The sequence below is a fragment of the Kibdelosporangium banguiense genome (genome assembly GCF_017876405.1).
Taxonomy (GTDB): Bacteria; Actinomycetota; Actinomycetes; order Mycobacteriales; family Pseudonocardiaceae; genus Kibdelosporangium; species Kibdelosporangium banguiense.
In genome coordinates this window covers 11,172,575-11,186,903 of the sequence record NZ_JAGINW010000001.1, presented here as the reverse complement: position 1 = coordinate 11,186,903, position 14,329 = coordinate 11,172,575, and the positions used below count along the sequence as shown (strand labels likewise).

The window sequence follows — 14,329 nt, the reverse complement described above, 5'->3', positions numbered from 1 at the left end:
ACGTGATGAAGGGGATCATCCTCGCCGGCGGAAGCGGATCCAGGCTCTACCCGCTGACCGCCGCCACCTCGAAGCAACTGCTGCCCGTCTACGACAAGCCGATGGTCTACTACCCGCTGTCCGTGCTCATGCTCGCCGACATCCGGGACGTACTGATCATCTCCACCCCGGCGAGCGTGCCGGCGATGCAGGTCCTGCTCGGCGACGGCGCGCACCTGGGCATGAACATCAGCTATGCCGTGCAGCCCGAACCGAACGGGATCGCCGAGGCGTTCCTGCTCGGCGCCGACCACATCGGCGGCGAGGACTCGGCGCTCATCCTGGGCGACAACATCTTTCACGGCACCGGATTCCCCGGGCTGCTGCGTGACACCCGCAAGAACCTCGACGGGTGCACGCTGTTCGGCTACCCGGTGTCCGATCCGGAGCGCTACGGCATCGGTGAGCTGGACGAGCGGGGCAACCTTGTCTCGATCGAGGAGAAGCCGAAGCAGCCGCGGTCGGACAACGCGATCACCGGGCTGTACTTCTACGACCCGGACGTGGTGGAGATCGCCAAGGGGTTGAAGCCGTCCGACCGTGGCGAGCTGGAGATCACCGATGTCAACCGGGTGTACCTGGAAGCCGGCCGGGCCCGGCTGGTCCGGCTCGGCCGTGGATTCACGTGGCTGGACGCCGGGACCCACCAGTCCCTGCTGGAGGCCAGCCAGTACGTGCACGTCCTGGAGAACCGGCAGGGTGTGCGGGTCGCCTGCCTGGAGGAGATCGCGCTGCGGATGGGTTTCATCGACGCGGACGAGTGCTATTCGTTGGGCGACAAGATGAAGAACTCCCTGTACGGGCAATATGTCATGACCGTCGCGCGGTCGGTGGCGTGAGCGCCCGTCCCGCCAGCGAGACAGCCGGTTTCCCCGAGCTCGCCGCACATGAGCTGCTGTCCGCCGGATTCGAGACGATCACCGGCGAGCCCTGGCTTTGCCGCTGGGACAACGTTTCCGGCATCGAGGACCTGGTGCTCGGCGCGTTGCCGGACACGATCGCGACGCACACCTCCGGGACTACGGGCCCTCGTCAGGAGTGGCCCCGGACTAAAGAGCAGCTGTGGGCGGAGGCCGGGCTGCTGGCGGATCTGCTGCGCCCCTACCGGCCCGAGGCGGTCATGTCGTTCGCCCCGCCGCGCCACCTCTACGGCGCGTTGGTAAGTGTGCTGGTGCCAGCCCAGCTGGGTGTTCCGGTCTGGTATCGCTCGGGATTCTTCGGATCCCTGCCACCCGCCGGGGAGCGCCGCTGGGCCGTGATGGCCGTGCCGTGGATTTTCCGCCTGTTGCTGGAGCATCCGGACTGGGTGCGGTCCACAGCGGATCTGACGGTGCTGCACAGCACCGCGATGCTGCCCGCGACAGCTTGGGATTTCCTTGCCACATCAGGAAACTCGCGGATCGTGGAGGTGTTCGGGTCGACCGAGACGGGCGGCGTCGCGCATCGCCTGCAGGACGGGGGAAACCCGCCGTGGGAGCTGTTCGGCGATGTGTCGCTGGAGTTCTCCGGCGAGCCTTCTGACAGGGACACAGCGGGCGAGGTTCCGTTGGCGGTGCGCAGCCCCAGGCTCGCGGCGGGCGCACGGACCTGGCGGATGGACGACTTCGTCAAGATCATCGACGACCGGCGGTTCGAGTTCGCGGGTCGTCGTGGCCGGCTGGTCAAGGTCAACGGCCGCCGGCTGAATCTCGACGAGCTGGAGGTCTCGCTGCGTGCCGTGATCACGTGTGCCGACTTGGCGATCGTGCCGGTCGGCGACGCGATGACCGGCGAACACGTCGACTTGCTCGTCGTCCCTTCGCCTGGCGAGCAGTTCGACCTGGCCGCGGCTATCTCCGTGCTGGGGCTGCGGCCCCGCCGGGTGCACGTCCTCGACCGGATCGACCGGACCGAGACCGGCAAACTCCGGCGGGTCAACGCGTGAGCGGACTGGCTGCCTTGGTGCGTCAGGCCGGCTGGGATGCCGTCCTGCCGCCCTGCTCGTCCGAGGACATGGACCGGATGGCCGAAAGTGCTGCCACGATTGACAAAGCACTCGTCGCCGGTCGCCAGATCTACGGCCTCACCCAGGGTTTCGGGCCGCTGGTCACCTTCGCCGCCGCGTCCGAGGCCGAGCAGGGCTCGAGCCTGATCTCGCATCTGGGCACGGGACAGGGCAGGCCGCTGGAGCCCGATGTCTGCCGGTTGATCGTCTGGCTGCGGCTGAACAGCATGCGCAAGGGCTATTCGGCCGTGTCACCGGACTTCTGGCAGAGACTGGCTGATCTGTGGAATCGCGGATTCATACCGGCGATTCCGCGCGACGGCACGGTGAGTGCGAGCGGAGATTTGCAGCCACTGGCACATGCCGCACTTGCCTACGCCGGTTTCGGTGAGGTCTGGACGCAGGTGGGCGGGCAATGGGTGATCCGGTCCGCGGCCGACGAGCTCGCGAAGCTGTCGGCTGAGCCGATCGAGTGGCCGGTGCGGGAAGCGCTGGCCTTTGTCAACGGGACCGGCGCGAGCCTGGCGCTCTCGATCCTCAACCAACAGTCCGCCGTTCAACTCGTGCGGGCGGTCGCGTTGCTCACGGCTCGCTGCGTCTACCTGTTGCGGGCCAACCCCGAGCACTACCAGCCGGGAATCGGGGTGGCGCGCGGCCAGACAGGGCAGTTGACGGTGGCCGGCTGGCTGCGGGAGCACCTGCCGCCAGACCTGCGCCGGGATCCCGTGCGGCCGTTGCAGGAGCCGTACAGCTTGCGTTGTGCGCCGCAAGTGCTGGGCGCTGTGCTGGACCAGCTGGGCTTCGCGGGTGACGTCCTGCTGGCCGAAGCGCTTGGCTGCACTGACAATCCGATCACGTATGAAGGGGAAGTGCTGCACGGCGGCAACTTCCACGCCATGCCGGCCGGGCTCGCGTCCGACCAGATCGGGCTCGGCGTGCACCAGGCCGCGTACCTTGCCGAGCGCCAGCTCGGGCTGCTCTGCGATCCCGGCACCAACGGCGGGCTGCCACCGATGCTGACGCCACGGCCGGGACGCGGCTGCGGGCTGGCCGGTGTGCAGATCAGCGCGACCTCGTTCATCGCCCGGATCAGGCAACTGGCCTATCCGGCGTCGTTGACGTCGTTGCCCACCAACGGCTGGAATCAGGACCACGTCCCGATGGCGCTCAACGGGGCCAACTCGGTGTCCGACGCGCTGGAACTGGCTTGGCTGACAGTCGGTTCGCTCGCGGTGGGCGTCGCGCAGCTGGCCGCGATGGTGGGGGACGAGCCCGCTGGCCCGTGGGCGGAGCTTGCCACGGTGTCGCCGCCGCTGACGGTGGACCGGCCGATGGCCGGCGAGGTCCGGGCGGCGCGTGAGGTGATGCGTAAGACCGCTGTGGAACTGCTTGATTGATTTCAGGCGGAGTGAATTTGTGTGGTCGAAATCCGGCCGGAACGTTCAGCCGGACCGGGGGATACGGTAATTTTGTCCCCAGTCAACGGTCCGGCGCGGAGTCGAGGAGATCAGATATGCCGGTCACATCCCAATGCCGTATCTGCGACGGCACCGTTCAGGAGTTCTACGACTTCGGACGCCAGCCTTTGTCGGATGCGTTCGCCCTGCCGGAGAAGGCGGGCAAGGATGAGTTCTTCTTCCGGCTGGCCACCGGGATCTGCACGTCCTGCACAATGGTCCAGCTGATGGCGGAAGTCCCCCGTGAGGAGATGTTCCACGAGGACTACCCGTATCTTTCCTCCGGGTCGTCGTTCATGCGTGAGCACTTCGAGAAGCTCGCGGAACGGTTCCGTACAACCGAGCTGACCAGCGAAGACCCGTTCATCGTCGAACTCGGCTGCAATGACGGCGTGATGCTGAAGGCGCTCGCGGAGCGCGGTATCCGGCATTTGGGTGTCGAGCCTTCCGGTGGCGTCGCGGATCTCGCGGCCGCCAAAGGCATCACGGTCCGCAAGGATTTCTTCGAAGCGGAGGTCGCGGCCGATATCCGGGCCAAGCAGGGCCCAGCCGATGTCATCTTCGCGGCCAACACGCTGTGCCACATCCCGTACATGGGATCGATTCTCAGCGGCGTGGTGAATCTGCTGGCGCCCAACGGGGTATTCGTATTCGAGGACCCGTACCTCGGTGACATCGTGCGCCGCAACTCGTTCGACCAGATCTATGACGAGCATTTCTTCTTCTTCACCGCGCAGTCGGTGCAGAAGATGGCCGAATTGCACGGGCTGGAACTGGTCGACGTCGAGCGGCTGCCGGTGCACGGCGGCGAGGTCCGCTACACCCTCGCGCTGGCCGGGGCCCGCAAGCCGAGCGCGGCGGTGGCCGAGCTCATCGCCGCCGAGCAGGAGCAGAAGCTGACCGACCTGAGCACGCTGGAAGGCTTCGGCGCCAACGTCACCAAGATCCGCACCGACCTGGTCGCGCTGCTGGAGGACCTGAAGGCCAAGGGGCACCGGGTGGTGGGCTACGGCGCGACGGCCAAGAGCGCCACGGTCCTCAACTTCTGCGGCATCGGGCCGGACCTGATCGAGTTCATCTCCGACACGAGCTCCACCAAGCAGGGCAGGGTCACGCCAGGCTCGCACATCCCGGTGCGGCCGCCGACCGAGTTCGCGGCCCGTTACCCCGACTACGCGGTGCTCTTCGCGTGGAACCACGCCGAGGAGATCATGGCCAAGGAACAGGACTTCCGGGACGCCGGCGGCAAGTGGATCCAGTACGTCCCCGACGTGCACGTGGTCTGACGCGGACAGGCCACTCACGACACCGGGGTCGTGAGTGGCCTGGCAGGTCTAGGAGGCTCGGTCGGAGGCGTCGTCCAGAACCGACGCGATCCACGTGAGCAGGTCCTGATCGGTGGTGGCGGCCGCGTCCTGCCAGCGTTGCTGCTGGTCGGGGATGACGTTCACCTGCAGCCGCAGGACTTCGTCCGGTTTGGGCGCCGACGAGCCCCGCAGCGCCTTGCGGCTGGCCTTGAGCCGGTTGCGCAGCTCGTTGCGTGACCAGCCGGATTTCTCCGCCTGGTCGAGCCACTCGTCCTGGTGGCCGGCCGGCAGGCTGGCGAGTTCCGCGTGGTGCTGGAAACTGACCGTGTCACGCCTGCGCTCCGGCGGGAACTGCCGGGCTACCCAGGCATAGTTACGCAGCGTCTGGTAGTCCAGACCGGTCTCGGTGATCGCCCGCTTGTAGCGGTCGGGATAGTTCGCCTGCCCGTAGATGAGCCAGTCACCCAGCCACCACGTGGACGATTCGGATATCGCGAAGATCTGCCGACCTATTCTCCTCCATTCGTCCAGTGGAATCGTGGCGGGCAGCGTGAGGCTCGTCCGCCTTGTCAATGCCGCCCCCGCTGCGATCGGCGGTCGATTTTCCGACGATAACGGCGTGAGGTGAAGTCGCTGTTCATCCCCTGTGCGAACAGCGCGGCCGTTCGTGTTCGGCATCGGTTACCAGCCCCAGTCTTTCTCCCCCGGTGTTTCTCCCCATCGGCGAGTTTCCACCTCATAGGAGGTGGCCCCCCGCTCATGTTGCCAGGGGTTGTCTGCCGCTGGCAACATGGCTGTACCACGGCCGGAGTAACGCGGATCACCGCCTCGTCCCGCTGGCGGGACGGGTGTCAGAGGTCCGATGATCGGAATTAGGCAACCCGGAAAATTGACTGAAGCTGTTCGCGGGGATAGTTTCCCGATAGCTCTCGGCAATCGCCGAATCGTCCTTGATCGGCCAATGCGATCGTTCGCACACCAGTAATTCTGAAGCCCACCGCGCTGGAGGATGACGTCGACCATGGTTCAATATGTCTGGGGTTATCTGGACGAGTACGAAACCGAACGCGAGGAAATCCTCGCCGCGGTCGACCAGGTCTTCCGCTCGGGCAAACTCGTGCTGGGGCCGAGCGTCGCGGGGTTCGAGCGTGAGTTCGCCGACTACCACGGGGTCGCGCACGGCGTCGGTGTCGACAACGGCACGAACGCGATTGTGCTTGGCCTGCAGGCGATCGGTGTCAAACCGGGCGACGAGGTCATCACGGTCTCCAACACCGCCGCGCCCACCGTGGTCGCGATCGACTCGGTCGGCGCCACGCCGGTGTTCGTCGATGTGCACGAGGACACGTACCTCATGCGGGTCGACCAGGTCGAGGCGGCGATCACCGAGCGGACCCGGTGCCTGCTGCCGGTGCACCTGTACGGGCAGTGCGTGGACATGGCCCCGCTCGAGGCCATCGCGGCCAAGCATGGCCTGCCGATCCTGGAGGACTGTGCCCAGTCGCACGGCGCACGCCACCACGGCCGGATCGCCGGCTCGATGGGCCTCGCCGCGGCGTTCTCCTTCTATCCCACCAAAGTCCTTGGCGCATACGGCGACGGCGGCGCGACGATCACCAACGACGAGGGCGTCGACGCGGCACTCCGCAGGCTGCGTTACTACGGCATGGAGGACGTCTACCACGTCGTGCAGACGCCTGGTCACAACAGCAGGCTCGACGAGGTGCAGGCGGAGATCCTGCGGCGCAAGCTGACCCGGCTGCCCGAATACGTCGCCAGCCGGCGTGCCATCGCCGACCGGTACGTGGAAGCCTTGTCGGACACCGAGATCGTGCTGCCGGTCACCGCCGAGGGCAACGACCACGTCTACTACGTCTACGTGGTCCGGCACCCGAAGCGCGATCAGATCATGGCCGCGCTGCGGGAACGCGACGTCCACCTCAACATCAGCTACCCGTGGCCGGTGCACACCCAGAAGGGGTTCGCGCACCTGGGGATCAAGCCGGGTTCGCTGCCGGTCACCGAGCGGGTGGCCGACGAGATCTTCTCCCTGCCGATGTACCCGTCGCTCTCCCGCGGCGCGCAGGACAAGGTCATCGACGCGTTGCGTGAAGTGCTTGCCACCATCTGACGAAGGGGAGACGCCGTGACGTTCACCGCCGTCCAGGCCGGCGTGCTGAGCACGATGGCCGAGTTCGACCACTGGTGGTCGCAACGCCACCAGACCGGCCGCTTCGAGGTGACCAAGGTCCCGTTCGCCGCGCTGGACGCCTGGCGGTTCGATCCGGCCACCGGCAACCTGGGCCACGACAGCGGCCGGTTCTTCACCATCGAAGGGCTGCAGGTCGAGGTCGGCGGTACGGCCACCCGCTGGCAGCCGATCATCAACCAGCCGGAGATCGGCCTGCTGGGCATTGTGGTCAAGGAATTCGACGGCGTCCTGCACTGCCTGATGCAGGCCAAGATGGAGCCGGGCAACGTCAACACCCTGCAGCTTTCGCCGACCGTCCAGGCGACCCGCAGCAACTACACCCAGGTCCACAAAGGTGCCACCACGCGGTATCTGGACCTGTTCATCGGGCCGGGCCGTGGCGAGGTCCTCGTGGACGTCCTGCAGTCCGAGCAGGGCGCGTGGTTCTGGCGCAAGCGCAACCGCAACATCGTCGTGAAGGTCACCGGGGACGTCGAGATCAACGACGACTTCCGTTGGCTGCCCATGCATCTGGTGCGGGAACTGATGCAGATCGACAACCTCGTCAACATGGACGCGCGGACTGTGTTGTCCTGCATGCCGCTCGCGCAGTCCGGCGCGGACGAGACCGGCACGCCACTGCACAGCTCGAGTGCCGTGCTGAGCTGGTTCACCGAGGCGAAGACGATGTGCGACTGGAGTGTCCGGCTCATCGCGCTCAACCAGGTGCGCGGCTGGTCGGTGACCGAGGACGAGATCGCCGACCACGCCGGGCGGGACTTCCAGATCATCGGTGTGCAGGTGGCCGCCGGCAACCGGGAGGTCGCTTCCTGGACGCAGCCGTTGCTGGCGCCACGCGGTCAGGGCCTGGCGGTCTTCCTGACCCGGCCGATCAACGATGTGCTGCACGTGCTGGTGCGGATGCGGCCTGAGATCGGTCTGCTCGACCTGGTCGAGATGGGCCCGACCGTGCAGCTGCTGCCCGGTGAGGACCCGTCGGCGGTCGACGATCCGTTCGTCAAAGAAGTGGCGTTGGGCGGACTGGGACAGGTCCGTTATGACACAGTGCACTCCGAGGAAGGTGGGCGTTTCCATCACGCGCTCACCCGTTACCGCGTGGTGGAGGTCGGCGAGGAGTTCCCGGTCGAGGTACCGCCGAACTTCTGCTGGCTGACTGTGCGGCAGCTGATGGACCTGTTGCGGCACGGGCATTACCTCAACATCGAGGCGCGCAGCCTGCTCGCGTGCGTGCACAGCCTTTGGTGATCGTCTGACAAGGAGGTCTGCTGATGCAGGCGCGGAAACTGGCCGTGGAAGGCGCATTCGAGTTCTCGCCGAACGTCTTCGCCGACGATCGCGGCAACTTCGTGTCGCCCTATCAGGAGGCCGCGTTCGTCGCCGCGGTCGGCAAGCCGCTGTTCGCGGTGGCACAGACCAACATCAGCCTGTCGAAGCGTTCGGTGGTGCGGGGCGTGCACTTCACCCTGACCCCGCCGGGCACAGCGAAGTACGTCTACTGCACGCACGGCAAAGTGCTCGACATCGTCGTCGACATCCGGGTGGGATCACCGACCTACGGCAAGTGGGACGCGGTGATCCTCGACCCGACGTCCTACCGGGCCTCCTACCTGCCGATCGGCGTCGGGCACGCGTTCGTGGCGCTCGAGGACGACTCTGTGATGTCCTATCTGCTGTCGCAGAGCTACATTCCGGAGAACGAGCACGCGTTATCGGTGCTGGACCCGGCGCTCGGCCTGCCGATCTCCCAGGACATCGTGCCCGTGCTGTCCGAACGGGACGCGGCCGCACCCACCCTGGCCGAGGCCCAGGCCCTCGGCATGCTGCCCGACTATGAAACGTGCATGCGGATCGAGGCGAGTCCCTTGGTGAACTCGCGACCCGCCTGACCACTCGCCGAATCGAGGAAAGGTCGACATGCGTCTGCTCGTCACCGGTGCGGCCGGTTTCATCGGCTCGCACTTCACCCGCTACTGGCTCCGTGAACACCCGCAGGACACCGTCGTCGCGCTGGACGCCCTGACCTACCGGGGAACAGAGACCAACCTGACCGATGTCCGTTCGCAGATCACGTTCGTGCACGCGGACATCGCCGACAGCGTCACCGTGGAACGCGTCCTGACCGAGCACTCCATCGAAGTGGTGGTGAACTTCGCGGCGGAGTCCCACAACAGCCTGGCGGTCCTGGACCCAGCCCGCTTCTTCCGGACAAACGTCCTGGGAACCCAGTCCCTGCTGGAATCCTGCAGGCGCGCGGGCGTCCAACGCGTGCACCACATCTCAACCTGCGAGGTCTACGGCGACTTGGCCCTCGACGCCGAGACCGCATTCACCGAGGAATCCCCTTACCTACCACGCACCCCATACAACGCCAGCAAAGCCGGCGCCGATCACGCGGTGCGCTCGTACTACGAAACCTTCGGCCTACCCATCACCATCACCAACTGCGCGAACAACTATGGGCCGAACCAGTTCCCCGAAAACGTGATCCCCCTCTTTACCACCAGGGCCCTGGACGGCGAACCCCTCCCGGTCTACGCGTCGAAGCACAACCGCCGCGAATGGATCCACGTCGAAGACCACTGCAGCGCAATAGAAGCGGTCCTGACCCGAGGAACAATAGGACAGACCTACCACGTCGGCACCGGCCTGGAAGCAAGCGTCGAACAGATAGCCGACCTGGTCCTCGACGAGCTAGGCCTGCCCTCAACCCTGAAGACAACAGTCCCGGACCGCCCCGGCCACGACCGCCGCTACCTCCTGGACTCGACAAAAATTCGCCGCGACCTCTCCTGGCACCCCAAAACCCCCTTCGAAACAGGCATCCGCAACACAATCCGCTGGTACAAAGCCAACCGCCCCTGGTGGCAACCCCTCCGAGACCGAAGCCCAGTAAACGAATCCGCCTGGACCATCAACCCACCTAGCCGAGCCCAGCTCGGCTGATCGGAGCCGGAAGAGGAAGCAGCTCAGGCTACTGGAAAGCAGCCTGGAGGACCGGAAAATATCTCTTCCGTTCCCACGGCGCTAAGCGCTGGAACGTAACCAACAGAAGGTAACCAGCGCTGGTTTGGCAACGTTTGGCTGGAAGTCGAACTCCAACGTAACCAACAGCGCTAACGTGCCCAGCAATGACCCCTGGAAACCACAACCGCAACACCGCGTTGACCGTAAACAGGCAGCAAGCTCCAACAAGAACCCAGTCATCGGCTTCAAGCCGTGAGGCTGCTTGGGGTCGTGTCAGAAGGGGGCGGGTTCGTAGGGTTCGGGTGTGGTGGTGTGTACTCGGTGGGCGGGTGTGCGGAACACCAGCGTGCCCGGCAAAGGCTGGGTCATGTCCCAATCACCACGCTCGCGCATCAGATTGTGTTTACGACACAAGGCATTGGTGTTGTCCACTGAGGTCACACCGCCATCGGCGTAGCGCACGGTGTGATCGATCTCCGAGCGATCCGCTGTCCTGCCGCAACCAGGTTGGCGGCAGGTCCGATCCCGTAGTCGGATGTGCCGTGCCAAGGCTGCCGAGGCATACCGTCGCCGACTGACCTCCAACACCTGGCCGTGCTCGTCGGTGATCACCCGCCGCCACATCGCATCCCGCGCGAGCTCGCTGGCGTACTCGGCCGTGATCGGGCCATAACCGCTGATCTCACCGGGTAGCCGGGTCAACCCCAACAGCGTGGACATGGGCACGGTGACGTTGAGGTTCACCCGCAGCCGCTCGTTGTTCTTGCCCAGCACCAGATCCATGAACACATCAGCCCGGCACTGAGCCAAGGTCTTGTCCGGTGTTTTGACCTTGTTGGCCAGCATGTTGATCTGGTCATAGGCAGCCTGGGCTTCATGCGGCTCAAGCGTGATGGCCAGCTGGCCCATGCCGTCGGACAGATCCCGGCCGGTCACATCACGGTCGGCCTTCGCGGTACGACGCAAACGTTCCGCAGCCGACGGATCCACGGCGATCACGTGGTAGCGCACGCTTTGCCGAAACCGGCTGGGGTTGGCGCGCTTGCCGAAAGCCAGAACCTTCGACTCCACCCGCCGGGCTTGCTCTTCGGTCAGTACTGAGGTGAGGTCGTTCATGGCCTTCGCGCGGACGTAGTCGATCTCACCTGCCTCCAGTGCGTCGGTGGTCGCGGGCAGGCGGGTGACCAGATCGCGGGCTTGGGAGATGTGGATGGCTGCGGTGTGCGGGTTCATGGCCAGTTCGAGGGCGACTTCCTCAGGGGCGCCGTCGGCGAGGTCGGTTCCGGCACGCTCAGGTTCACGGAGTTCGGCGAACCGGGCCAGGAGCCGGGCTTTGCGTGCGTCGCAGAAAGCCCGCGCCTTGTCAATGTCGATCAGGCTGTCGAGGACCTGGTTGGCGTTCATGGATTTAATCGGGATGTCTGCCGGCGGGTTGATGTCCCGGAGGGCAAACAGCGTGTTCTCGCCCATATGTTCACAATACCGGGATAGTCTAAAAATGGCATCACTCTATTGGGTGTTCTTGTTGGGGCTTGCTGCCTGTTCCGGTCAATGCGGTATTGCGGTTGTGGTTTTAAGGGGGCATTGCTGGGCGCGTTAGCGCTGTTGGTTACGTTGGTGTTCCCGGCTTCCAGCGTCTTTTTCGGCTTCCGGCGCCGGTCGTATTGTGTTGGTTACGTTCCAGCGCGTTAGCGTCGTGGGAAGGGAAGGGATTTTTTCAGTTCTTCAGGTTAGTTTTTCGGCGTGGCCTGTTAGAGGGATGCTCCGGCGCAGACTGTTAATGTTTGGCCGGTTATGCTTCGGGCGGTTTCGCTGAGCAGGAATGAGACTGTTCCTGCTATTTCGTTGGGGTTTATCAGGCGTCCCATGGGTGGGAGGCGTGGGGGAGTGGCTGCGCGGGCTGGGTCCTGGAGCATGGGGGTGTCGGTGGGGCCTGGGGCTACGATGTTCACGGTTATGGCGCGGTCGACTAATTCGGCGGCCCAGGAGCGGGCTAGGCCTGCGAGGGCGGCTTTTGTTGCGGCGTATTGGCTTTTTCCGGGTACGCCGGTCATGGTTCGGCTGCCTATGAGTACGATTCGGGCTCCGTTGGGCATTCGGTTCACGGCTGTGTCGACCAGTACGGATGCTGCCTCTACGTGTACGCGCCACATTGCTTCGCCGTCCTGTGTGGACAGGTTGCCGAGGCGGGCTGATCGTTGGAAGCCTGCCGCATGGACTATGGCGTCTACTGTGGATAGCGAGGATACGGTTTCGTGTAAGGCGGAAAGGTTGTTGAGGTCGGTTTCGATCCAGGTTAGCCGGACTGGTGGTTTTGTTCGGCTCAATCCGGTGACTTCCCAGCCGTCGGCGAGGAGACGGCGTGCGGTGGCGAGGCCGATGCCGGAGCTGACGCCGGTCACTAGCGCTTGTTTGGTCACTGGACCCAGTCCACTGGGACCCGGACGTGCTTGATTGTCTGCCGGAAATAGGTGAATGCGATGTCCAGGGTGCCGTCTGACGTTTGGCAAACAGTCGGGTACGAGTACTCGCGGTTGAGGCCGTCGCGGGAGTTGTTGGTCAGGCAGTAGCCGTCGCCGATTTCCAGGTTTCGTAGCAATGGCCATGTGAGGCCGCCGTCATCGGACAGTGCGAGTGTCATGGGTGCGCGTGGTGCTCCCCAGAATGCGGTGCGTTCGCCGAAGTCTGCTGGGGGTGGGGCTTGTTCTGCGAGGCCGTCGTCGTCGATTTCGTCGTAGAGCGACAACCTGCGTTCGGTGGCGTCGCGAGCGCTGCTGTTGTTGAACACCAAGGCAAGCCGGGAGTCGGCGAGCTTGATTACCTGGATGGATGAGTTGTTGTTGGGGAGATCGATCGGCTGTGGCGCGCTCCAGGTCTCGCCATCGTCTGTGGACGTCGACCGGTAGATGAAATCCGCCCAACGGCTGCGGTAGAACGCAGCCAATGTACCGCCGGTCAACGGCACGATGTTCATGTGAACGCAGCCCGTGCTGTCAGGTACGGCGACCTCGCGCCATGTGGCGCCTGTGTCGTCGGAGATCAGGACTGCGCTGGTGTCTCGGTCGCCGACCCATCGCCTGCCTGGCACGGACACGCAGTGGAACACAGGTAGCAGCCAACGGCCTGAGTCGAGTACCACGATCGGCTGCCGGACGAATACGCCGCCGGTCTCGCGGGCAGGGATCAGCGTCGACACAGGTCCCCACGAGTGGCCGCCGTCGTATGAAATCCGGCGGCGTACTTCGGAGGTGTCCTGGTTTCCTGCGATCTGTGCTGTCCACAGTAGCCATACGGAGCCGTCAGGTGCGTTGAAAAGCACAGGATTCTGTTCTGAACGCGTGTCGTCGTCGGACAGACGCACTGGGGCGGACCATGTGTCGGTGGACAGCCGGGAGAACCAGATGCTGATATCCGGCACACCTTCTTGCGTGCCACCGAACCACACGCACGCGAGGTCACCCCCCGGCAGTATCGCCAGGTTCGCGGCGTGGCTCTGCACGGTCGGCGCGGGGAGCATGGCGTCACTACGGAAAGGATCATCGATAAGCGGCCGCAGGACCCCGTCGAATACCAGGGATGTCATGAGTCCTCCAGAGTGACGGAGAGGTGTGCCGCCGCCGCGGCCTCCAGGTGGACCACGTCGCACGAGACTGTGGCGAACGTGAAGCCCTCGGCCAGGCGCTTCGCCGCCGTGGTCCCGTCAGGTGTGTGGATTCCGGCCGCGATGCCTGTCGCGGCAGCAGCCTCGCGGATGCGCGTGAGCGCTGCCTCGAATTCCGCTGCCACAGCCTGGTCGGCCGCATGCGCCCCACCAATGGCCAGGCGTAGGTCGGATGGGCCCACGTAGACGCCGTCCACGCCTGGTGTCGCGCAGATTTCCTCCACGTTCGCGAGGCCCTGTGCTGTCTCGATCATCAGGAGGACGACCGTGGACGCGTTGGCGTCAGCTGGAGTGGGGCCGATTCGCAGCATCGAACGCATTGGCCCGTATGACCGGATGCCTTCTGGGGCATACCGGGCGGCGGCGACTGCGGCAGCCGCGTCTTCTGTATTGTCGATCAACGGGACGATCACGCCTGCGGCCCCCGCGTCGAGTGCTCGGCCGATCGGGGTGGGGTTGTTGGCCTCCACCCGGACCAGGCCGACGGATTTTCCGCCCGCGTCGATCGCGGTGAGTCCGGCGAGCAGTCCCGAGTAGCCGATCAATCCGTGCTGGCCGTCCAGGCAAACATAGTCGTAGCCCAGACGGGCGATTCGCTCGGTCGCGACCGGTGCATCCAGCACGCACCAGTAGCCGACCGCGCGTTCGCGAGCACGGATCCTGCGGGCAAAGTCGCTCGCGGACATTGCTTCTCCTCCAAAGGTT

General features: G+C 65.1%; 13 protein-coding genes. 8 read left to right on the top strand and 5 right to left on the bottom strand.

Going from position 1 to position 14,329, the window contains the following annotated elements:
* The first annotated feature begins 5 nt into the window (after positions 1 to 5).
* The 4 genes from rfbA (at position 6) to JOF56_RS49965 (ending at position 4,766) form a co-directional block, all read left to right on the top strand.
* On the top strand, positions 6 to 878 hold the full coding sequence (rfbA, locus tag JOF56_RS49980) for a glucose-1-phosphate thymidylyltransferase RfbA (protein WP_209646477.1): 873 nt from the start codon (positions 6 to 8) through the stop codon (positions 876 to 878).
* Positions 875 to 1,963: an AMP-binding protein gene (locus tag JOF56_RS49975; protein WP_209646476.1), complete on the top strand. Its 1,089-nt coding sequence runs from the start codon at positions 875 to 877 to the stop codon at positions 1,961 to 1,963. The genes rfbA and JOF56_RS49975 overlap by 4 nt, the downstream gene beginning before the upstream one ends.
* Positions 1,960 to 3,420 (top strand): aromatic amino acid lyase, encoded by a 1,461-nt coding sequence (locus JOF56_RS49970; protein ID WP_307855630.1) that lies wholly within the window; start codon positions 1,960 to 1,962, stop codon positions 3,418 to 3,420. The genes JOF56_RS49975 and JOF56_RS49970 overlap by 4 nt, the downstream gene beginning before the upstream one ends.
* Positions 3,421 to 3,536: 116 nt before the next feature.
* The gene (locus JOF56_RS49965) at positions 3,537 to 4,766 is read left to right on the top strand and encodes a class I SAM-dependent methyltransferase (RefSeq protein ID WP_209646475.1); all 1,230 of its coding nucleotides are present in this window, start codon (positions 3,537 to 3,539) and stop codon (positions 4,764 to 4,766) included.
* A 48-nt stretch (positions 4,767 to 4,814) separates the two neighbouring features.
* On the opposite strand, the gene JOF56_RS49960 is transcribed toward JOF56_RS49965, so the two are convergent.
* Positions 4,815 to 5,360 carry an LmbU family transcriptional regulator gene (locus tag JOF56_RS49960; protein ID WP_245378748.1) on the bottom strand — a complete coding sequence of 182 codons (546 nt, stop codon included), beginning with the start codon at positions 5,358 to 5,360 and terminating at the stop codon, positions 4,815 to 4,817.
* Between the two features lie 448 nt (positions 5,361 to 5,808).
* Here JOF56_RS49960 and JOF56_RS49955 point away from each other — a divergent pair, with 448 nt between their 5' ends.
* The 4 genes from JOF56_RS49955 to rfbB are packed head-to-tail and all read left to right on the top strand — an operon-like array spanning position 5,809 to position 9,942.
* Positions 5,809 to 6,918, top strand: coding sequence for a DegT/DnrJ/EryC1/StrS family aminotransferase (locus JOF56_RS49955; RefSeq protein WP_209646473.1), 1,110 nt, complete (start codon positions 5,809 to 5,811; stop codon positions 6,916 to 6,918).
* A gap of 15 nt (positions 6,919 to 6,933) precedes the next feature.
* A complete protein-coding gene (locus tag JOF56_RS49950) occupies positions 6,934 to 8,244 on the top strand; it encodes an NDP-hexose 2,3-dehydratase family protein (protein ID WP_307855629.1) in 1,311 nt (436 codons plus the stop codon).
* A 23-nt stretch (positions 8,245 to 8,267) separates the two neighbouring features.
* On the top strand, positions 8,268 to 8,885 hold the full coding sequence (locus JOF56_RS49945) for a dTDP-4-dehydrorhamnose 3,5-epimerase family protein (protein WP_209646472.1): 618 nt from the start codon (positions 8,268 to 8,270) through the stop codon (positions 8,883 to 8,885).
* A gap of 28 nt (positions 8,886 to 8,913) precedes the next feature.
* The gene (gene rfbB, locus JOF56_RS49940; RefSeq protein ID WP_209646471.1) at positions 8,914 to 9,942 is read left to right on the top strand and encodes a dTDP-glucose 4,6-dehydratase; all 1,029 of its coding nucleotides are present in this window, start codon (positions 8,914 to 8,916) and stop codon (positions 9,940 to 9,942) included.
* Positions 9,943 to 10,236: 294 nt separating this feature from the next.
* Here rfbB and JOF56_RS49935 read toward each other — a convergent pair whose 3' ends face one another.
* The 4 genes from JOF56_RS49935 to JOF56_RS49920 all read right to left on the bottom strand — a co-directional run bounded on the left by JOF56_RS49935 (position 10,237) and on the right by JOF56_RS49920 (position 14,310).
* Positions 10,237 to 11,433 (bottom strand): HNH endonuclease signature motif containing protein, encoded by a 1,197-nt coding sequence (locus JOF56_RS49935; RefSeq protein WP_209646470.1) that lies wholly within the window; start codon positions 11,431 to 11,433, stop codon positions 10,237 to 10,239.
* A 281-nt stretch (positions 11,434 to 11,714) separates the two neighbouring features.
* Positions 11,715 to 12,365, bottom strand: a complete 651-nt coding sequence (locus JOF56_RS61045; RefSeq protein ID WP_372448409.1) for an SDR family NAD(P)-dependent oxidoreductase — start codon at positions 12,363 to 12,365, stop codon at positions 11,715 to 11,717.
* 14 nt (positions 12,366 to 12,379) lie between these two features.
* The gene (locus tag JOF56_RS49925; RefSeq protein WP_209646468.1) at positions 12,380 to 13,546 is read right to left on the bottom strand and encodes a sialidase family protein; all 1,167 of its coding nucleotides are present in this window, start codon (positions 13,544 to 13,546) and stop codon (positions 12,380 to 12,382) included.
* Positions 13,543 to 14,310, bottom strand: coding sequence for an HpcH/HpaI aldolase family protein (locus JOF56_RS49920; RefSeq protein WP_209646467.1), 768 nt, complete (start codon positions 14,308 to 14,310; stop codon positions 13,543 to 13,545). Before JOF56_RS49920 ends, JOF56_RS49925 begins: the two co-directional genes overlap by 4 nt.
* Positions 14,311 to 14,329: the final 19 nt, after the last annotated feature.